This is a genomic window from Salinisphaera sp. G21_0 (assembly GCF_017744115.1).
GTDB lineage: Bacteria > Pseudomonadota > Gammaproteobacteria > Pseudomonadales > Endozoicomonadaceae > Endozoicomonas.
On the sequence record NZ_JAGHQW010000075.1, the window covers coordinates 1 to 23,003 of the forward strand.

Genomic DNA, 23,003 nt, shown 5'->3' on the forward strand with positions numbered 1-23,003 from the left:
TTCAGCTCACTCAAGCTGCCTTATTATCGACGCTACTGGATGCAATAATATTCAAGTGCAACCAAAAACCTGAAGCCAGGAATATTGGTGCTCAGGAAATCGCTAACCTGCTGTGGGCCATGGCGAAGCTGGTGGACAACGGGCAGGAACGAAAACCAGGGCTCAACGAGGCCGTGGCCGCACTGTTGCCCCATGTAAATGCAAAGAAAGACCAATTTATTCCTCAACATATTGCCAACCTGCTGTGGGCCATGGCGAAACTCGTGGACAAGGGGCTGGAGCGCACACCAGAGCTCAAAGAGGCTGTGGTCGTGTTGTTGCCACACGTAAACGCACAGAAAGACCAATTTATTCCTCAGGCTATCGCCAACCTGCTGTGGGCTATGGCGAAAATGGTAGACAACGGGCAGGAGCACACTCCAGGGCTTAAAAAGGCCGTAGCTGCGCTGTTGCCCCACGTGAACGCACAGGAAGACCAATTTAATGCCCAGGGTATCGCTAACCTGCTGTGGGCCATGGCGAAACTGGTGGACAACGGGCTGGAGCGGGCACCAGGGCTCAACGAGGTCGTGGCCGCGCTGTTGCCCCACATGATCGCACAGAAAAACAAACTTAATGCCCAGGGCATTGTCAACCTGCTGTGGGCCATGGCGAAACTGGTGGACAACGGGCTGGAGCGGACACCAGGACTGAACAAGGCCGTGGCCGCCCTGTTGCCCTTAGTGAGCGCACAGAAAGACCAATATATTCTTCAGCATATCGCCAACCTGCTGTGGGCCATGGCGAAACTGGTGGACAATGGGCAGGAGCAGACACCAGAACTCAACGAGGCCGTAGCTGCCCTGTTGCCCCTCGTGAACGCACAGAAAAACCAACTTAATGCCCAGAGTATTGCCAACCTGCTATGGACCATGGCAAAACTGGTGGACAACGGGCTGGAGCGGACACCAGGGCTCAAAGAGGCCGTGGCCGCACTGTTGCCCCACGTGAACGCACAGAAAGACCAATTTAGTCCTCAGCATATCGCCAACCTGCTGTGGGCCATGGCAAAACTGGTGGACAACGGGCTGGAGCGCACAGCAGAGTTCAAAGAGGCTGTGGTCGTGTTGTTGCCCCACGTAAACGTACAGAAAGACCAGTTTATTCCTCAGGCTATCGCCAACCTGCTGTGGGCCATGGCAAAACTGGTGGACAACGGGCTGGAGCGGACACCAGAGCTCAAGGAGGCCGTGACCTCCTTGTTGCCCCTCCTGAACGCACAGAAAAACCGACTTAATGCCCAGGACATTGCCAACCTGCTGTGGGCCATGGCAAAACTGGTGGACAACTGGCAGGAGCGGACACCAGTGCTCAAAGAAGCAGTAGCCGCGCTGTTGCGCCACGTGAACACGCAGAAAGGTAACTTTAAACCTCAGGAAATCGCCAACCAGCTGTGGGCCATGGCGAAACTGGTGGACAATGGGCAGGAGCGGACGCCAGAGCTCAACCAGGCCGTGGCCGCCCTGTTGCCTCTCGTGAACGTACAAAAAGCTAACTTTCAACCGCAGGGTATCGCCAACCAGCTGTGGGCCATGGCAAAACTGGTGGACAACAGGTACGAACGGACACCAGAGTTCAACGAAACGGTGGCTACGCTGTTGACCTGTGTGATCGTAAAAAAAGCTAATTTTAAACCACAGCAAATCGTCAATCTGCTGTGGGCCATGGCGAAACTGGTGGACAACGGGCAGGAGCAGACACCGGGGCTCAACGAGGCTGTGGTCACACTGTTGCCCCTCGTGAACGCACAAAAAAACCAATTTAATGCCCAGGGTATTGCTAACCTGCTGTGGGCCACGGCCAAACTGGGTGAACTCGTTGAGCTGAGCGTGGCTACCTCTGCGTTCGAATCGCTTGTCTATCGAATCAGTGAGAACCTTCAGTTTTCTCAGGAAGAGATATCGATGTCTCTCTGGGCCGTAATGGTATGCTGTGCCAGGTTGGCTCCAGACTCCAATGCCAATAAAAATAACGTGTTTGAGAAGCACATGGATGACCTGTTGACTCGCCTGAAAAATACATCGCCAGATAATGAAGAGGATCAATCCATCATGATCATGGCCGCAAGTTGGCTTGGCAGAGCCTGTCCGGTCGTTCGCCATTACGAGGCAAACATCTCAAAAACCCAGGCCAACTTCCGTGATCAACTCCAATTATCTATTCCATCTTTGCAGATCGAAGAAGAAAAGAGTCTGAATTCATTACCTCCGGTTGACCTGCTACTGCCAGATCACAACGTTGTGATTGAAGTTCAGGGACCGTCTCATTACGTGGGTGGTGATTTCAAAACCAGGAACGGTTCGACTCTGCTGAAAATCGCACTGCTGCAAAAATCAGGATTTGAGGTCATTGAAATCCCGGCTAACCAGCTTTTAAACAAAGATTTAATGAAACCATATATTGATCAAATAAAGATCAGGGTAAGCATCCCGCCACAGGGTCATGACTCTGTATCACCTGAAAGAGGTCGGACATATGCAGCAACGTTACTGCCGAAGGACATTTAGCAGAGCAAACCAACCCGGCAAAGAGGAAAAAAACAAACAGTTAGTAATCGCCTTCCTCCCATCATGACTCAAGTAAACTTTTTTGCAAAATGAACTTCTGAACAGAACAGCAGTCTGCTTTTTATATATTCATGAATTAATGAAATATAATTATGGACAGAAGTTCTGCTGGCATCAGTGGTCAATACGCAAGATCAGGTAATGATTACAGTCAACCGAATGACCATGGCGCTTCCAGGCGTGGGCGTTATAGACAAGTCAGACAGTGGGATAATACCCGACGCACAACCCCGGGGCGCAATAAATTTTACCATTCTTCTGCCGAAAGCCCTTCTCAATATCTACTGCGCCGTTCAGTAAACCCTGCTCAAAATTTTCATGCTCTCACCAAAAAGGAAATAATAGCTGGTCTGATGAGTAAATCGGATCGTTTCGGTCGTCGCTATGATGGGAGAGATCACGGCCTGTATGCCAGTTCAATTAAAAAATACACGTCAGAGTCTAACAGACAGTTAAATCGAGCGGAACAAAGCCAGCTGATGCGTTTGCTGCAAAATTTCACAGCAACACGGAGCTGGAATTGGCTAAGCCTGACGACAACACTTCACTCATTTACTATAGCGGGTGTTTTTACCCTTCATAGGCCCGTGGATGAGCGTGTTAAGCTTACTCAGGCTGCCTTATTGTTTACTCTGCTTGATGCAATAATATTCAAGTGCAACCAAAAATCTGAAGCCAGGGATATTGATGCCCGGGGAATCGCCAACATGCTGTGGGCCATGGCGAAACTGATGGACAACGGCCAGGAGCGGACACCAGAACTCAAAAAGACCGTAGCCGCACTGTTACCCTGCGTGAAGGCACAAAGAGACCAGTTTAATGCCCAGGAAATCGCCAGCCTGCTGTGGGCCATGGCGAAACTGGTGGACAACGGGCAAGAGCGAACGTCAGGGCTCAACGAGGCCGTGGCTGCGCTGCTGCCCCGCGTGAATGAACAGAAAAAACAATTTATTCCTCAGGCTATCACCAACCTGCTGTGGGCCATGGCGAAAATGGCAGACAACGGGCAGGAGAACGGGCAGGAGCAGGCAGCAGAGCTCAAAGAGGCCGTGGCTGCGCTGTTGCCCCGCGTGAACGTACAGAAAGACCAATTTAATACCCAGGGGATCGCCAACCTGCTGTGGGCCATAGCGAAACTGGTGGACAACGGCGAGGAGCGGACACCAGAGCTCAACGAGACCGTGGCTGCCCTGTTGCCCCACGTGAACGCACAGAAAGACCAATTTATTCCTCAGGCTATCGCTAACCTGCTGTGGGCCATGGCGAAACTGACGAAACTGATGGACAACGGGCAGGAGCAGGCACCAGAACTCAAAGAGGCTGTGGCCGCCCTGTTGCCCCGCGTGAACGCACAGAAAGACCAATTTATTCCTCAGCATATCGCCAACCTGCTGTGGGCCATGGCGAAACTGGTGGACAATGGGCAGAAGCAAACACCAGGGCTCAACGAGGCAGTGGCCGCGCTGTTGCCCCATGTGAACGTACAGAAAGATCAATTTAATGCCCAGGAAATCGCTAACCTGCTGTGGGCCATGGCGAAACTGGTGGACAACGGGCAGGAACAAACGCCAGAGCTCAACAAGGCCGTGGCCGCCCTGTTGCCCCTCGTGAACGTACAAAAAGCTAACTTTAAACCTCAGGGTATCGTCAACCTGCTGTGGGCCATGGCGAAACTGGTGGACAACGGGCTGGAGCGGACACCAGAGTTCAAAGAGGCCGTGGCCGCGCTATTGCACCACGTGAACGCACAGAAAGCCCAATTTAATGCCCAGGGTATCGCCAACCTGCTGTGGGCCATGGCGAAACTGGTGGACAACGGGCTGAGGCGGACAACAGAGCTCAACGAGGCCGTGGCTGCGCTGCTGCCCCGCGTGAATGAACAGAAAGACCAATTTATTCCTCAGCATATCGCCAACCTGCTGTGGGCCATGGCAAAACTGGTGGACAAATGGCAGGAGCAAACACCAGAACTCAACGAGGCCGTGGCCGCGTTGTTGCCCCACGTTAATGCAGAGAAAGCTCACTTTAAACCACAGGAAATCGCCAACCTGCTGTGGGCCATGGCGAAACTGGTGAACAGCGGGCAGGAGCGAACATCAGGGCTCAAAGAAGCAGTGACCGCACTGTTGCGCCACGTGAACGCACAGAAAGCTAACTTTAAACCACAGGAAATCACCAACCTGCTGTGGGCCATGGCGAAACTGGTGGACAGCGGGTTGGAGCGAACACCGGAGCTCAAAGATGCTGTGCCCGCGCTGTTGCCCCACGTGAATGCACAGAAAGACCAATTTATTCCCCAGCATATCGCCAACCTGCTGTGGGCCATAGCGAAACTGGTGGACAAAGGCCAGGAGCGGACACCAGAGCTCAACGAGACCGTGGCCGCCCTGTTGCTCCACGTGAACGCACAGAAAGACCAATTTATTCCTCAGGCTATCGCTAACCTGCTGTGGGCCATGGCAAAACTGGTGGACAGCGGGCAGGAGCGGACCGCAAAGCTCAAAGAGGCTGTGGCCGTGTTGTTGCCCCACGTAAACGTACAGGAAGCCCAATTAGTTCCTCAGGGGATTGCCAACCTGCTGTGGGCCATGGCGAAACTGGTGGACAACGGGCACGAGCAGACACCAGAGTTCAACGAAGCGGTGGCTGCTCTGTTGAACTGCGTGATCGAAAAAAAAGCTAACTTTGAACCACAGGAAATCGCCAACCTGCTGTGGGCCACGGCCAAACTGGGTGAACTCGTTGAGCTGAACGTGGCTACCTCTACGTTCGAATCGCTCGTCAATCGAATCAGTGAGAACCCTGAGTTTTCTCAGGAAGAGATATCAATGTCTCTCTGGGGAGCCATGGTATGCTGTGCCAGGTTGTCTTTAGATTCCAATGCTAATAATAGTAACGTGTTTGAAAAGTGCCTGGATGACCTGTTTACTCGCCTGGAAAATACATCCCCAGACAATGAAGATGAACAATCCATCATTGCCCTGGCCGCAAGTTGGCTTGGGAGACCGTGTCCGATCGTCCCCCGTTACAAGACCCTCGTATCAAAACTTCAAACTGACTTCCGCGATCAACTCCAATCATGCATTCCCTCTTTGAAGATTGAAGAAGAAAAGTGTCTGAACTCATTACCTCCGGTTGACCTGCTATTGCCAGATCACAACATGGTGATTGAAGTTCAGGGCCCCTCTCATTACGTGGGTGGTGATTTCAACACCAGGAAGGGTTCGACTCTGCTGAAAACCGCACTGTTGCAAAAAGCAGGATTTGAGGTCATTGAAATCCCGACTAACCAGCTTTTGAACAACGATTTAATGAAACCATATATTGATCAAATAAAGATCAGGGTAAACACCCCGCCACAGGGTCATGGCTCTGTATCACTTAAAAGAGGGTGGGCAGGTGCTGCATACGTGACTGCCGAAGAACAGTTCGGAGAGCAAACCTGTCAACCAGCAAAGAGGAAGAAAACAAGCAGCCAGTAATCGCCTTCCTCCCATCATGACTCAAGTAAACTTTTCTGCAAAATGAACTTCTGAGCAAAACAGCAGTCTGCTTTTTATATTTTCATGAATTAATGAAATATAATTATGGACAGAAGCTCTACCGGTATCAGTGGTCAATACGCAAGATCAGATAATAATTATAAACGACCAGGTGGCCATGCTACTTCTTCCAGGCGTGGTCGATACAGACATAGTACGGTCAGGCAGTGGGATGATACCCCACGCACTAACCCGGGACGTAATAAATTTTACCGTTCTTCTGACGCATGCCCTTCTCAACATCTACAGCGCCGTTCAGTAAACCCTGCCCAAGATTTTAATGCGCTGATCAAACAGGAAGTAATGGATGATCTGGTGAGTAAATCGGAGCGATTCGGTCATCGCTATGATGGGAGAAATCACGCCCTGTATGCCAATTCAATTAAACAATACACATCAGCTGCTAAAAGACCGTTAAATCGAGCTGAACAAAGCCAGCTGACAGGTCTGCTGCAAAATTTTACCATAACACGGCGTTGGGACTGGCGAAGCCTGACGACAACACTTCATTCGTTGACTTCTGCAGGTGTTTTTACCCCTCATAAACCCATGGATGAACGTGTCAAGCTTACTCAAGCTGCCTTATTGTCAACGCTACTTGATGCAATAATATTCAAGTGCAACCAAAAACCTCAAGCCAGGGACATTGATGCCCGGGGAATCGCCAACCTGCTGTGGGCCATGGCGAAACTGGTGGACAACGGGCTGAGGCGGACACCAGAATTTAACGAGACCGTGGCCGCGCTGTTGCCCCACGTGAACACACAGAAAGCTCACTTCAATCCACAGGAAGTCACCAACCTGGTGTGGGCCATGGCGAAACTGGTGGACAACGGGCAGGAGCGTACAGCAGAGCTTAAAGAGGCTGTGGCCGCCCTGTTGCCCCTCGTCAACGCACAGAAAAACCAATTTAATGCCCAGGCCATTGCCAACCTGCTGTGGGCCATGGCGAAACTGGTGGGCAACGGGCTGGAGTGGACACCAGGGCTCAAAGAGACCGTGGTCACGGTGTTGCCCCTCGTGAACGCACAGAAAAACCAAATTAATGCCCAGGGCATTGTCAACCTGCTGTGGTCCATGGCGAAACTGGTGGACAATGGGCTGGAGCGGACACCAGGGCTCAAAGATGCTGTGGCCGTCCTGCTGCCCCACGTGAGCACACAGAAAAACCAACTTGATGCCCAGGGCATTGCCAACCTGCTGTGGGCCATGGCGAAACTGGTGGACAACCGGCTGGAGCGGACACCAGGGCTCAACGAGGCCGTGGCCGCCCTGTTACCCCTCGTGAACGCACAAAAAAACCGATTTACTCCTCAACATATCACCAACCTGCTGTGGGCCATGGCGAAACTGGTGGACAACGGGCAAGAGCAGACACCGCAGCTCAAAGAGGCCGTGGCCGTGCTGTTGCCACAAGTGAACCCAGAGAAAGCTGACTTTAAACCACAGGAAACCGCCAACCTGCTGTGGGCCATGGCGAAACTGGTGGACAACGGGCAGGAGCAGACGCCAGAGTTCAACGAGGCCTTGGCTGCGCTGTTGCCCCACGTGAACGCACAGAAAGACCAATTTATTCCTCAGCATATCGCCAACCTGTCATGGGCCATGGCGAAACTGGTGGGCACAGAGCTGGAGCGGATACCAAGTCTCAACAAGGCAGTGGCCGTGCTGTTGCCCCAAGTGAACGCACAGAAAGCTAACTATAAACCACAGGAAATCGCCAACCTGCTGTGGGCCATGGCGAAACTGGTGGACAGCGGGCTGGAGCAAACACCAGAGCTCAAAGATTCTGTGGCCGCACTGTTGCCCCACGTGAACGCACAGAAAGATCAATTTATTCCTCAGCATATCGCCAACCTGCTATGGGCCATGGCGAAACTGGTGGACAAAGGGCTGGAGCGGATACCAGGTCTCAACAAGGCAGTGGCCGTGCTGTTGCCCCAAGTGAACGCACAGAAAGCTAACTATAAACCACAGGAAATCGCCAACCTGCTGTGGGCTATGGCGAAACTGGTGAACAGCGGGCTGGAGCGAACACCAGAGCTCAAAGAAGCAGTGACCGCGCTGCTGCGCCACATGAACGCACAGAAAGCCAACTTTAACCCACAGGAAATCACCAACCTGCTGTGGGCCATGGCGAAACTCGTGGACAACGGACAGGAGCAGACACCAGAGCTCAACGAGGCTGTGGCCGCGCTGTTGCCCCACGTGAACGCACAGCAAGACCAATTTATTCCTCAGCACATCGCCAACCTGCTGTGGGCCATGGCGAAACTGGTGGACAACGGGCAGGAGAAGATACCAGGGCTCATGGAGGCCGCGGCCGCGCTGTTGCCCCACGTGAACGCACAGAAAGCTGACTTTACACCACAGGCAATCACCAACCTGCTGTGGGTCATGGCAAAACTGGTGAACAGCGGGCAGGAGCTGACACCAGAGCTCAAAGAAGTCGTGTCCGCGCTGTTGCGCCACGTGAATGCACAGGAAGCTCACTTTAAACCACAGGAAATTACCAACCTGCTGTGGGCCATGGCGAAACTGGTGGATAATGGGCAGGAGCAGACTCCAGGGCTCATCGAGGCTGTGGCCGCGTTGTTGCTCCACGTTAACGCACAGAAAGACCAATTTAATGCCCAGGGTATTGCCAACCTACTGTGGGCCATGGCGAAACTGGTGGACAACGGGCACGGGCAGACACCAGAGTTCAACGAAGCGGTGGCTGCGCTGTTGACCTGTGTAATCGTACAAAAAGCTAACTTTAAACCACAGGAAATCGCCAACCTGCTGTGGGCTATGGCGAAACTGGTGGATAACGGGCAGGAGCAGACACCAGGGCTCAACGAGGTTGTGATCTCGCTGTTGCCCCTCGTGAACGCACAGAAAGACCAATTTAATGCCCAGGGTATTGCCAACCTGCTGTGGGCCACGGCCAAACTGGGTGAACTCATTGAGCTGAACCTGGCTACCTCTACGTTCGAATCGCTTGTCTATCGAATCAGTGAGCACATTCAGTTTTCTAAGGAAGAGATATCGATGTCTCTCTGGGGAGTCATGGTATGCTGTGCCAGGTTGGCTCTAGACTCCAACGCCAATAAAAATAACTTGCTTGAAAAACACATGGATGACCTGTTTACTCACCTGGAAAATACATTCCCAGACAATGAAGTTGATCAACGCATCATTGCCATGGCCGCAAGTTGGCTTGGCAGAGAGTGCCCGATCGTTCCCCATTACCAGACAATCGTTTCAAAACGTCAATCCAACTTCTGCAATCAACTCCAATCATGCATTCCATATTTGAGGATTGAAGAAGAAAAGAGTCTGAACTCATTACCTCCGGTTGACCTGCTTCTGCCCGATCACAATATGGTGATTGAAGTTCAGGGCCCCTCTCATTACGTGGGTGGTGATTTCAACACCAGGAATGGTTCGACTCTGCTTAAAATCGCACTGTTGCAAAAAGCAGGATTTGAGGTCATTGAAATCCCGACTAACCAGCTTTTGAACAACGATTTAATGAAACCATATATTGATCAAATAAAGATCAGGGTAAACACCCCGCCACAGGGTCATGGCTCTGTATCACTTAAAAGAGGGTGGGCAGGTGCTGCATACGTGACTGCCGAAGAACAGTTCGGAGAGCAAACCTGTCAACCAGCAAAGAGGAAGAAAACAAGCAGCCAGTAATCGCCTTCCTCCCATCATGACTCAAGTAAACTTTTCTGCAAAATGAACTTCTGAGCAGAACAGCAGTCTGCTTTTTATATTTTCATGAATTAATGAAATATAATTATGGACAGAAGCTCTACCGGTATCAGTGGTCAATACGCAAGATCAGATAATAATTATAAACGATCAGGTGGCCATGCTACTTCTTCCAGGCGTGGTCGATACAGACATAGCATGGTCAGGCAGTGGGATGATACCCCACGCACTAACCCGGGACGTAATAAATTTTACCGTTCTTCTGACGCATGCCCTTCTCAATATATACAGCGCCGTTCAGTAAACCCTGCCCAAGATTTTAATGCGCTCATCAAACAGGAAATAATGGATGATCTGGTGAGTAAATCGGAGCGATTCGGTCATCGCTATGATGGGAGAAATCACGCCCTGTATACCAATTCAATTAAACAATACACATCAGCTGCTAAAAGACCGTTAAATCGAGCTGAACAAAGCCAGCTGACAGGTCTGCTGCAAAATTTTACCATAACACGGCGTTGGGACTGGCGAAGCCTGACGACAACACTCCATTCATTGACTTCTGCAGGTGTTTTTACCCCTCATAACCCCTTGGAAGAGCGTGTCAAGCTTACTCAAGCCGCCTTATTGTCAAGGCTACTTGATGCAATAATATTCAAGTGCAACCAAAAACCTCAAGCCAGGGACATTGATACCCGGGGAATCGCCAACCTGCTGTGGGCCATGGCGAAACTGGTGGACAACGGGCAGGATCAGACACCAGAATTCAACGTGGCCGTGGCCGCGCTGTTGCCCCTCGTGAATGCACAGAAAGCTCACTTTAAACCACAGGAAGTCACCAACCTGGTGTGGGCCATGGCAAAAATGCTGGACAACGGGCAGGAGCGTACAGCAGAGCTTAAAGAGGCTGTGGCCGCCCTGTTGCCCCTCGTCAACGCACAGAAAAACCAATTTAATGCCCAGGCCATTGCCAACCTGCTGTGGGCCATGGCAAAACTGATTGACAACGGTCAGGAGTGGACACCAGAGCTCAACGAGGCTGTGGCCGCGCTATTGCCCCACGTGCACTTACAGAAAGCTAACTTTAAACCACAGGAAATCGCCAACCTGCTATGGGCCATGGCGAAACTGGTGGACAGCGGGCAGGAGAAGATACCAGGGCTCTTGGAGGCCGCGGGCGTGCTGTTGCCCCACGTGAACGCACAGAAAGCTGACTTTACACCACAGGCAATCACCAACCTGCTGTGGGTCATGGCAAAACTGGTGAACAGCGGGCAGGAGCTGACACCAGAGCTCAAAAAAATCGTGTCCGCGCTGTTGCGCCACCTGAACGCACAGGAAGCTCACTTTAAACCACAGGAAATCACCAACCTGCTGTGGGCCATGGCGAAACTGGTGGATAACGGGCAGGAGCAGAGTCCAGGGCTCATCGAAGCTGTGGCCGCGTTGTTGCTCCACGTTAACGCACAGAAAGACCAATTTAATGCCCAGGGTATTGCCAACCTGCTGTGGGCCATGGCGAAACTGGTGGACAACGGGCACGAGCAGACACCAAAGTTCAACGAAGCGGTGGCTGTGCTGTTGACCTGCGTAATCGTACAAAAAGCTAACTTTAAACCACAGGAAATCGCCAACCTGCTGTGGGCTATGGCGAAACTGGTGGATAACGGGCAGGAGCAGACACCAGGGCTCAACGAGGTTGTGATCTCGCTGTTGCCCCACGTTAACGCACAGAAAGACCGATTTAATGCCCAGGGTATTGCCAACCTGCTGTGGGCCACGGCCAAACTGGGTGAACTCGTTGAGCTGAACGTGGCGACCTCTACGTTCGAATCGCTTGTCTATCGAATCAGTGAGAAGCTTCAGTTTTCTCAGAAAGAGATATTGATGTCTCTCTGGGCCGTAATGGTATGCTGTGCCAGGTTGGCTCCAGACTCCAATGCCAATAAAAATAACGTGTTTGAGAAGCACATGGATGACCTGTTGACTCGCCTGAAAAATACATCGCCAAATAATGAAGAGGATCAATCCATCATGATCATGGCCGCAAGTTGGCTTGGCAGAGCCTGTCCGGTCGTTCGCCATTACGAGGCAAACATCTCAAAAACCCAGGCCAACTTCCGTGATCAACTCCAATCATCTATTCCATCTTTGCAGATTGAAGAAGAAAAGAGTCTGAATTCATTACCTCCGGTTGACCTGCTTCTGCCAGATCACAACATTGTGATTGAGGTTCAGGGCCCCTCTCATTACGTGGGTGGTGATTTCAACACCAGGAATGGTTCGACTCTGCTGAAAATCGCACTGCTGCAAAAATCAGGATTTGAGGTCATTGAAATCCCGGCTAACCAGCTTTTAAACAAAGATTTAATGAAACCATATATTGATCAAATAAAGATCAGGGTAAGCATCCCGCCACAGGGTCATGACTCTGTATCACCTAAAAGAGGTCGGACAGATGCTGCAACGTTACTGCCGAAGAACATTTAGAAGAGCAAACCAACCCGGCAAAGAAGAAGAAAACAAACAGTCAGTAATCGCCTTCCTCCCATCATGACTCAAGTAAACTTTTTTGCAAAATGAACTTCTGAGCAGAACAGTAGTCTGCTTTTTATATTTTCATGAATTAATGAAATATAATTATGGACAGAAGCTCTGCCGGTATCAGTGGTCAATACACAAGATCAGATAACAGTTACAACCAACCGAATAGACATGCCCCTTCTTCAAGGCGTGGGCGATACAGGCATGCCACAGTCAGACAATGGGATAATCCCTCCCGCACTGCACCGGGTCACAATGAATTTTACCAGTCTTCTGGCACACGCTCTACTCAACATCTACAGTGCCGTTCAATAAACTCTGCTCAAAATTTTAATGCCCTCATCAAACAGGAAATAATGGATGATCTAGTGAGTCAATCGGATCGTTTTGGTCATCGCTATGATGGGAGAAATCACGGGCAATATGCCAGTTCAATTAAAAAATACACGTCAGCAGCTAAAAGACCTTTAAATCGAGCGGAACAAAGCCAGCTGATGCGTTTGCTACAAAATTTCACTGCAACGCGGAGCTGGAATTGGCGAAGCCTGACGACAACACTTCACTCATTTACTTCAGCGGGTGTTTTTACCCCTCATAAACCCATGAATGAACATGTTAAGCTCACTCAAGCTGCCTTATTGTCAACGCTACTTGATGCAATAATATTTAACTGCAACCTAAAACCTGAAGCCTGTGATATTGGTGCTCAGGAAATCGCTAACCTGCTGTGGGCCATGGCAAAACTGGTGGACAACGGGCAGGAGCAAACACCAGTACTCAAAGAGGCTGTGGCCGCGCTGTTGCCCCAGATAAACGCACAGAAAGCCCACTTTAAACCACAGGCTATCACCAACCTGCTGTGGGCCATGGCAAAACTGGTGGACAAAGGGCAGGAGCCGACACCAGAAATCAAAAAGGCCGTGGCCGCGCTGTTGCCCCATGTGAATGCACAGAAAGACCAGTTTATTCCTCAGCATATCACCAACCTGCTGTGGTCCATGGCGAAACTGGTGGACAACGGCCAGGAGTGGACACCAGGGCTCAACGAGGTCGTGGCCGCTCTGCTGCCCTGTGTAAAAGCACAGAAAGACCATTTTATTCCTCAGCATATCGCCAACCTGCTGTGGGCCATGGCGAAACTGGTGGACAACGGACAAGGGCAAATACAAGGGCTCAAAGAGGCCGTGGCCGCGCTGTTACCCCACGTAAATGCACAGAAAACTAACTTTAACCCCCAGGAGCTCACCAACCTGCTGTGGTCCATGGCGAAACTGGTGGACAACGGACAAGAGCAAATACAAGGGCTCAAAGAGGCCGTGGCCGTGCTGTTGCCTCAAGTGAACGCAAAGAAAAGCCAGTTTAATGCTCAGGGCATTGCCAACCTGCTGTGGGCCATGGCGAAACTGGTGGACAACGGGCTGGAGCGGACACCAGGGCTTAACAAGGCCGTGACCGTGCTGTTGCCCCAAGTGAACGCACAGAAAGACCAGTTTATTCCTCAGCATATCGCCAACCTGCTGTGGGCCATGGCGAAACTGGGGGACAACGGGCTGGAGCGGATACCACAGCTCAAAGAGGCCGTGGCCGCGCTGTTGCCCTTCGTGAGCGCACAGAAAGCTAACTTTAAACCACAGGAAATCGCCAACCTGCTGTTGGCCATGGCGAAACTGGGGGACAACGGGCAGGAGCGGACACCAGAGATCAAAGAGGCCGTGGCCGCGCTGTTGCCCCACGTAAAAACACTGAAAGCTAACTTTAACCCCCAGGAAATCGCCAACCTCCTGTGGGCCATAACGAAACTTGTGGACAACGGACAGGGGCAGACACAAGAGCTCAACGAGGCCGTGGCCGCACTGTTGCCCCACGTACACGCTCAGAAAGCTAACTTTAAACCACAGGCTATCGCCAACCTGCTGTGGGCCATGGCGAAACTGGTGGGCAGCGGGCAGGAGCAGACACAAGGTCTGAAAGAGGCCGTAGCCGCGCTATTGCCCCACGTGAACGCACAGAAAGCTAACTTTAAATCACAGAGTATCGCCAACCTGCTGTGGGCCATGGCGAAACTGGTCCACAACGGGCAGGAGCAGACACCCGGACTCAACAAGGCCACGGCCGCACTGTTGCCCCATGTGAGCGCACTGAAAGCTCAATTTAACCCACAGGAAATCGCCAACCTGCTGTGGGCCATGGCGAAACTGGCGGACAAAGGGCCAGAATGGACACCAGGGTTCAAAGAGACCTTGGCCGTGCTGTTGCCCCACGTGAACGCACAGAAAGACCAATTTAATACCCAGGGTATTGCCAACCTGCTGTGGGCCATTGCGAAACTGGGTGAGCTCGTTGAGCTAAACGTGGTTAAATCCACGTTCGAATCTCTTGTCCACCGAATCAGTCAAAACTCTCAGCTCTCTCAGCAGTTAATATTGATGTCTCTCTGGGGAGTAATGGTATGCTGTGCCAGGTTGTCTCTAGTTTCCAATGCCAATAAAAATAACGTGCTTGAAAAGCACATGGATGACCTGTTTACTCGCCTGGAAAATAAATCCCCGGACAATAAAGATGATCAATCCATCATGGCCCTGGCCGCCATTTGGTTTGGCAGAACGTGTCCAGTCGTCCCCCATTACCAGACCAACATTTCAAAAACCCAAGCCGACTTCCGTGATCAACTCAAATCATCTATTCCATCTTTGCAGATTGAAGAAGAAAAGAGTCTGAACTCATTACCTCCGGTTGACCTGCTTCTGCCAGATCACAACATGGTGATTGAAGTTCAGGGACCGTGTCATTACGTAGGTGGTGATTTCAAAACCAGGAATGGTTCGACTCTGCTTAAAATCGCACTGCTGCAAAAATCAGGATTTGAGGTTATTGAAATCCCGGCTAACCAGATTTTGAACAAAGATTTAATGAAACCATATATTGATCAAATAAAGATCAGGGTAAGCCCGCCACAGGGTCATGACACTGTATCACTTAAAAGAGGGTGGGCAGGTGCTGCATACGTTGCTGCCGAAGAACAAATAGCAGAGCAAACCAACCCAGCAAAGAGGAATAAAACAAACAGTCAGTAATCGCTTTATTCCCATCATGATTCAAGTAAACTTTTCCGCAAAATGAACTTCTGAACAGAGCAGCAGTCTGCTTTTTATATTTTCATGAATTAATGAAATATAATTATGGATAGAAGTTCTTCTGGTGTCAGTGATCAATACACAAGATCAGGTAATGATTACAACCAACCGAATGGCCATGCCCCTTCTTCAAGGCGTGGGCGATACAGGCATGCCACAGTCAGACAATGGGATAGTCCCCCCCGCACTGCAACGGGTCGCAATGAATTTTACCATTCTTCTGGCACACGCTCTTATCAATATCGACAGTGCCGTTCAGTAAACTCTGCTCAAGATTTTAATGTCCTCATTAAACAGGAAATAATGGATGATCTGGTGAGTCAATCGGATCGTTTAGGTCATCGCTATGATGGGAGAAATCACAGGCAATATGCCAGTTCAATTAAAAAATACACGTCAGCTGCTAAAAGACCTTTAAATCGAGCAGAACAAAGCCAGTTGATGCGTTTGCTGCAAAATTTCACAGCAACGCGGCACTGGAATTGGCGAAGCCTGACGACAACATTTCATTCATTTACTTCAGCGGGTGTTTTTACCCCTCATAAACCCATAAATGAGCATGTTAAGCTCACTCAAGCTGCCTTATTGTTAACGCTACTTGATGCAATAATATTTAACTGCAACCAAAAACCTGAAGCCAGTGGTATTGGTGCTCAGGAAATCGCTAACCTGCTCTGGGCCATGGCGAAACTGGTGGCCAACGGCCAGGAGCAGACACCAGAACTCAACGGGGCCGTGGCCGCGCTGTTGCCCCACGTGAACGTACAGAAAGACCAATTTATTCCTCAGGGAATCGCCAACCTGCTGTGGGCCATGGCGAAACTGGTGGACAACGGCCAGGAGCAGACACCAGAGTTCAACGAGGCCGTGGCTTCGCTGTTGCCCCATGTGAACACACAAAAAGACCAATTTGATGCCCAGAATATCGCCAACCTGCTGTGGGCCATGGCGAAACTGGTGGACAACGGGCAGGAGCGGACACCAGAGTTCAACGGGGCCGTGGCCGCGATGTTGCCCCGTGTGAATGCACAGAAAGACCAATTTATTCCTCAGCATATCGCCAACCTGCTGTGGGCCATGGCAAAACTGGTGGGCAACGGGCAGGAGCGGACACCAGAGCTCAACAAGGTCTTGGCAGCGCTGTTGACCCACGTGAAGGCAAAGAAAGCTCACTTTAAACCACAGGAAATCACCAACCTGCTGTGGGCCATGGCGAAACTGCTGGACAACGGGCAGGAGTGGACAACAGGCCTCAACGAGGCCGTGGCCGCGCTGTTGCCCCACGTGAACGCACAGAAAGACCAATTTAATGCCCAGGCTATCGCCAACCTGCTATGGGCCATGACGAAACTGGTGGACAACGGGCAGGAGTGGACACCAGAGTTCAAAGAGGCCGTGGCCACACTGTTGCCCCACGTGAACGCAAAGCAAGACCAATTTATTCCTCAGCATATCGCCAACCTGCTGTGGGCCATGGCAAAACTGATGGACAACGGTCAGAACCGAACACCGGGGCTCAACAAGGCCGTGGCCGTGCTGTTGCCCCATGTGAGCGCACAGAAAGCTAACTTAAAACCTCAGGATATCACCAACCTGCTGTGGGCCATGGCGAAACTGGTGGACAACGGGCAGGAGCAGACACCAGAGCTCAACAAGGCCGTGGCCGCCCTGTTGTCCCATGTGAACGCACAGAAAGACCAATTTATTCCTCAGCACATCGCCAACCTGCTGTTGGCCATGGCGAAACTGGTGGACAACGGGCAGAAGCCGACACCAGAGCTCAAAAGGGCCCTGGCCGCGCTGTTGCCCCACGTGAACGCACAGAAAGCTAACTTTAAACCACAGGGTATCGCCAACCTGCTGTGGGCCATGGTGAAACTGGTGGACAACGTCCAGGAGCGAACACCAGAACTCAAAGAGACCGTAGCCGCGCTGTTACCCAGCTTGAGCGCACAGAAAGACCAGTTTAATACCCTGGCTATTGCTAATCTGCTGTGGGCCATGGCAAAACTGGTGGACAACGGGCAGGAGCCAACACCAGCGCTCAAAAGGGCCCTGGCCGCGCTGTTGTCCCACGTGAATGCACAGAAAGCTCACTTTAAACCACAGGGTATCGCCAACCTGCTGTGGGCCATGGCGAAACTGGTGGACAACGGGCTGGAGCGGACACCAGGTCTTAACAAGGCCGTGACCGTGCTGTTGCCCCAAGTGAACGCACAGAAAGACCAGTTTATTCCTCAGCATATCGCCAACCTGCTGTGGGCCATGGCGAAACTGGTGGACAACGGGCTGGAAAAAACACCAGAGCTCAAAGATGCTGTGGCTGCGCTATTGCCCCACGTAAATGCACAGAAAGACCAATTTATTCCCCAGCATATCGCCAACCTGCTGTGGGCCATGGCAAAACTGATGGACAACAGGTACGAGCAGACACCGGAGTTCAACGAAGCATTGGCTGCGCTGTTGACCTGCGTGAACGGACAGAAAGACCAATTTAATGCCCAGTGTGTCACCAACCTGCTGTGGGCCATGGCCAAACTGGTGGACAACGGGCAGGAGCGGACACCAGGGCTCAGCGAGGCTGTGGTCGCGATGTTGCGCCTCGTAAACGCACAGAAAGACCAATTTAATGCCCAGGGTATTGCCAACCTGCTGTGGGCCACGGCCAAACTGGGTGAACTCGTTGAGCTGAACGTCGCTACTTCTACTTTGGAATTGCTCGTCTATCGAATCAGTGAGAACCTTCAGTTTTCTCAGGAAGAAATAGCAATGTCTCTCTGGGGAGTAATGGTATGCTGTGCCAGGTTGGCTCTAGACTCCAATGCCAATAAAAATAACGTGCTTGAAAAGCACATGGATGACCTGTTGACTCGCCTGGAAAATACCTCGCCAGATAATGAAGTGGATAAATCCATCATGATCATGGCCGCCAGTTGGCTTGGCAGAGCGTGTCCGGTCGTCCGCCATTACCAGAAAGCCATTTCAAAAGCCCAAGCCGACTTCCGCTGTCAGCTCCAATCATGCATTCCATCTTTGAGGATTGAAGAAGAAAAGAGCCTGAAATCATTACCTCCGGTTGACCTGCTTCTGCCAGATCACAACATTGTGATTGAAGTTCAGGGACCGTCTCATTACGTGGGTGGTGATTTCAACACCAGGAATGGTTCGACTCTACTGAAAATCGCACTGCTGAAAAAATCAGGATTTGAGGTCATTGAGATCCCGGTTAACATGCTTTGGAATCAGGATTTAATGAAACCATGTATTGATCAAATAAAGACCAGGATAGGCATCCCCCCACAGGAGCATGACTCTGTATCATTTAATAGAGGGTGGGCAGATGCTGCATACATGACTGCCGAAGAACATTTAGAAGAGCAAACCAACCCGGCAAAACAGAAGAAGAAGAAGAAGAGAAGAAGAAAACAAACAGTCAGTAATCGCCTTCCTCCCATCATGACTCAAGTAAACTTTTCCGCAAAATGAACTTCTGAGCAGAACAGCAGTCTGCTTTTTATATTTTCATGAATTAATGAAATATAATTATGAATAGAAGTCCTGTTGGTATCAGTGATCAATACACAAGATCAGGTAATGATTACAACCAACCGAATGGCCATGCCCCTTCTTCAAGGCATGGTCGATATAGACATGCCAGAGTCAGACAATGGAATAATATCCCACGCACAAGCCCGGAGCGTAATAAATTTTACCATTCTTCTGCCGCATGCCCTTCTCAATATCTACTGCGCCGTTCAGTAAACCCTGTTCAAAATTTTCATGCTCTCACCAAACAGGAAATAATGGCTGGTCTGGTGAGTAAATCGGATCGTTTCGGTCATCGCTATGATGGGAGAGATCACGGCCTATATGCCAGTACAATTAATAAAAAATACACGTCAGCGTCTAAAAGACCTTTAAATCGAGCGGAACAAAGCCAGCTGATGCGTTTGCTGCAAAATTTCGCAGCAACACGGAGCTGGAATTGGCGAAGCCTGACGACAACACTTCACTCATTGACTTCAGCGGGTGTTTTTACTCTTCATAAACCCATGGATGCGCGAGTTAAACTTACTCAGGCCAACTTATTGTCAACGCTATTTGATTCAATAATATTTAACTGCAACCAAAACACTGAAGCCAGGGATTTTGATGCCCGGGGAATCGTCAACCTGCTGTGGGCCATGGCGAAACTGGTGGACAACGGGCAAGAGCAGACACCAGAGTTCAACGAGGCCTTGGCCGCGCTGTTGCCCCATGTGAACGCACAGCAAGACCAATATAATGCCCAGGGGATCGCCAACCTGCTGTGGGCCCTGGCGAAACTGATGGACAACGGGCAGGAGCGAACGCAAGAACTCAACGAGGCCGTGGCCTCGCTGTTGCACCACGTGAACGCACAGAAAGACCAATTTATTCCTCAGCATCTCGCCAGCCTGCTGTGGGCCATAACGAAACTGATGGACAACGGGCAGGAGCAGACACCAGAGTTCAACGAGACCGTGGCCGTGCTGTTGCTCCGAGTGAACGCACATAGAGCTAACTTCAAACCTCAGGAAATTACCAACCTGTTGTGGGCCATAGCGAAACTGGTGGACAACGGGCAGGAGCAGACACCAGGACTCAAAGAGGCCGTGGCCGCGCTGTTGCCCCACGTGAACGCACAGAAAGACCAATTTAATGCCCAGGACATCGCCAACCTGCTGTGGGCCATGGCGAAACTGGCTGGCAACGGGCAGAAGCAGACACCAGAATTCAACGAGACCCTGGCCGCGCTGTTTCCCCAAGTGAACGCACAGAAACCTGACTTTAAGCCACAGGGGATCGCCAACGTGCTGTGGGCCATGGCGAAACTGCTGGACAACGGACAGGAGCGAACACCAGGGCTCAAAGAGACCATAGCCGCGCTGTTGCCCCTCGTGATCGCACAGAAAGACCAATTTAATGCCCAGGGGATCGCCAATCTGCTGTGGGCCTTGGCAAAACTGGTGGACAACGGGCAGGACCGGACACCAGATCTCAACGAGGCCGTGGCCGCGCTGTTGCCCCTCTTGAAAGCACAGAAAGTGCAATTTAATGTCCAGGATATCGCCAACCTGCTGTGGGCCCTGGTGAAACTGGTGGACAAAAGGCTGGAGCGGACACCTGGTCTCAACGAGGCCGTGGCCGTGCTGTTGCCCCAAGTGAACGCACAGAAAGCTAACTATAAACCACAGGCAATCACCAACCTGCTGTGGGCCATGGCGAAGCTGGTGGACAACGGGCTGGAGCAAACACCAGAGCTTAAAGAAGCTGTGGCCGCACTGTTGCCCCACGCGAATGCACAGAAAGACCAATTTAATGCCCAGGGTATTGCCAACTTGCTGTGGGCCACGGCCAAACTGGGTGAACTCGTTGAGCTGAACGTGGCTATCTCTACGTTTGAATCGCTCGTCTATCGAATCAGTGAGAACCTTCAGTTTTCTCAGGAAGGGATATCGATGTCTCTCTGGGGAGTCATGGTATGCTGTGCCAGGTTGGCTCTATACTCCAATACCTATAAAAATAACTTACTTGAAAAGCACATGGGTGACCTGTTGACTCGCCTGGAAAATACATCACCAGATAATGAAGAGGATCAATCCATCATGATCATGGCCGCAAGTTGGCTTGGCAGGCCCTGTCCGGTGGTTTGCCATTACCAGACAAACATTTCAAAAACCCAGGCCGACTTCCGTGATCAACTCAAATCATCTATTCCATCTCTGCAGATTGAAGAAGAAAAGAGTCTGAACTCATTACCTCCGGTTGACCTGCTACTGCCAGATCACAACATGGTGATTGAAGTTCAGGGACCGTCTCATTACGTGAGTGGTGATTTCAAAACCAGGAATGGTTCGACTCTGCTTAAAATCGCACTGTTGCAAAAAGCAGGATTTGAGGTCATTGAAATCCCGGCTAACCAGCTTTTGAACAAAGGTTTAATGAAACCATATATTGATCAAATAAAGATCAGGGTAAGCCCGCTACAGGGTCATGACACTGTATCACTTAAAAGAGGGTGGGCAGGTGCGGCATACGTTACTGCCGAAAAACAGTTAGGAGAGCAAACCGGTAAACCAGCAAAGAGGAAGAAAACAAACAGCCAGTAATCGCCTTCCTCCCATCATGACTCAAGTAAACTTTTCCGCCAAATGAACTTCTGAACAGAACAGCAGTCTGCTTTTTATATTTTCATGAATTAATGAAATATAATTATGGATAGAAGTTCTGCTGGTATCTGTGGTCAATACGCAAGATCAGGTAATGATGACAACCAACCGAATGGCCATGCCGCTTCCAGGCGTGGGCGATATAGACAAACCACAGTCAGACAATGGGATAATACCCGACGCACAACCCCGGGGCGTAATAAATTTTACCATTCTTCTGCCACAGGCCCTTCTCAATATCTACTGCGCCGTTCAGTAAACCCAGCTCAAAATTTTCATGCCCTCATCGAACCAGAAATAATGGCTGGTCTGGTGAGACAATCGGATCGTTTCGGTCATCGCTATGATGGGAGAGATCACGGTCGGTATGCCAGTTCAATTAAAAAATACTCATCAGCTGCTAAAAGACCGTTAAATCGAACAGAACAAAGCCAGCTGATGCGCTTGCTGCAAAATTTTACGTAACACGTCGCTGGAATTGGCGAAGCCTGACGACAACACTGCACTCATTCACTTCAGCGGGTGTTTTTACCCCTCATAAACCCATGGATGAGCGTGTCCAGCTCACTCAAGCTGCCTTATTATCGACGCTACTGGATGCAATAATATTCAAGTGTAACCAAAAACCTGAAGCCAGTGATATTGGTGCTCAGGAAATCGCTAACCTGCTGTGGGCCATGGCGAAACTGGTGGACAAAGGGCAGGAGCGGACACCAGAACTCAACGAGGTCGTGGCGGTGTTGTTGCCCCATGTTAATGCACAAAAAGACCAATTTACTCCTCAGCATATCGCCAACCTGCTGTGGGCCATGGCGAAACTGGTGGACAACGGGCAGGAGCCGACACCAGAGCTCAAAAGGGCCTTGGCCGCGCTGTTGTCCCACGTGTACGCACAGAAAGCTCACTTTAAACCTCAGGAATTCACCATCCTGCTGTGGGCCGTGGCGAAACTGGTGGACAGCGGGCTGGAGCGAACACCGGAGCTCAAAGATGCTGTGGCCGCACTGTTGCCCCACGTGAATGCACAGAAAGACCAATTTATTCCCCAGCATATCGCCAACCTGCTGTGGGCCATGGCCAAACTGGTGGACAACGGGTACGAGCAGACACCAGAGTTCAACGAAGCGGTGGCTGCGCTGTTGACCTGCGTGATCGTACAAAAAGCCAACTTTAACCCACAGAAAATCACCAACCTGCTGTGGGCCATGGCTAAACTGGTGGACAACGGGCAGGAGCAGACACCAGGGTTCAACGAGACTGTGGTCGCGCTGTTGCCCCTCG

General features: G+C 51.0%; 9 protein-coding genes. All 9 read left to right on the forward strand.

The features are described from left to right. Positions 1–2,546: RAP domain-containing protein (locus J7439_RS22780; protein WP_209204348.1), on the forward strand; the 2,546-nt coding region annotated here is incomplete at its 5' end. Between the two features lie 152 nt (positions 2,547–2,698). After that, positions 2,699–6,088: an RAP domain-containing protein gene (locus tag J7439_RS22785; RefSeq protein ID WP_209204349.1), complete on the forward strand. Its 3,390-nt coding sequence runs from the start codon at positions 2,699–2,701 to the stop codon at positions 6,086–6,088. A gap of 105 nt (positions 6,089–6,193) precedes the next feature. Beyond that, positions 6,194–9,835 (forward strand): RAP domain-containing protein, encoded by a 3,642-nt coding sequence (locus J7439_RS22790; protein ID WP_209204350.1) that lies wholly within the window; start codon positions 6,194–6,196, stop codon positions 9,833–9,835. Between the two features lie 105 nt (positions 9,836–9,940). Further along, on the forward strand, positions 9,941–12,343 hold the full coding sequence (locus tag J7439_RS22795) for an RAP domain-containing protein (RefSeq protein WP_209204351.1): 2,403 nt from the start codon (positions 9,941–9,943) through the stop codon (positions 12,341–12,343). 152 nt (positions 12,344–12,495) lie between these two features. Further along, complete coding sequence (locus tag J7439_RS22800; RefSeq protein WP_209204352.1) at positions 12,496–15,471, forward strand: DUF1601 domain-containing protein; 2,976 nt, start codon at positions 12,496–12,498, stop codon at positions 15,469–15,471. A 105-nt stretch (positions 15,472–15,576) separates the two neighbouring features. Next, positions 15,577–19,017 (forward strand): DUF1601 domain-containing protein, encoded by a 3,441-nt coding sequence (locus J7439_RS22805; RefSeq protein ID WP_209204353.1) that lies wholly within the window; start codon positions 15,577–15,579, stop codon positions 19,015–19,017. Positions 19,018–19,076: 59 nt separating this feature from the next. Next, complete coding sequence (locus tag J7439_RS22810) at positions 19,077–21,662, forward strand: RAP domain-containing protein (protein WP_209204354.1); 2,586 nt, start codon at positions 19,077–19,079, stop codon at positions 21,660–21,662. Positions 21,663–21,767: 105 nt separating this feature from the next. After that, the gene (locus tag J7439_RS22815; RefSeq protein ID WP_209204355.1) at positions 21,768–22,187 is read left to right on the forward strand and encodes a hypothetical protein; all 420 of its coding nucleotides are present in this window, start codon (positions 21,768–21,770) and stop codon (positions 22,185–22,187) included. 80 nt (positions 22,188–22,267) lie between these two features. After that, the coding region (locus tag J7439_RS22820; protein ID WP_209204356.1) for a DUF1601 domain-containing protein at positions 22,268–23,003 on the forward strand (736 nt) is incomplete at its 3' end.

Coding starts and splice junctions, on each gene's coding strand:
- J7439_RS22785 (WP_209204349.1), top strand. CDS start 2,699: ATGGACAGAAGTTCTGCTGGCATCAGTGGTCAATACGCAAGATCAGGT.
- J7439_RS22795 (WP_209204351.1), top strand. CDS start 9,941: ATGGACAGAAGCTCTACCGGTATCAGTGGTCAATACGCAAGATCAGAT.
- J7439_RS22810 (WP_209204354.1), top strand. CDS start 19,077: ATGAATAGAAGTCCTGTTGGTATCAGTGATCAATACACAAGATCAGGT.
- J7439_RS22790 (WP_209204350.1), top strand. CDS start 6,194: ATGGACAGAAGCTCTACCGGTATCAGTGGTCAATACGCAAGATCAGAT.
- J7439_RS22805 (WP_209204353.1), top strand. CDS start 15,577: ATGGATAGAAGTTCTTCTGGTGTCAGTGATCAATACACAAGATCAGGT.
- J7439_RS22800 (WP_209204352.1), top strand. CDS start 12,496: ATGGACAGAAGCTCTGCCGGTATCAGTGGTCAATACACAAGATCAGAT.
- J7439_RS22815 (WP_209204355.1), top strand. CDS start 21,768: ATGGATAGAAGTTCTGCTGGTATCTGTGGTCAATACGCAAGATCAGGT.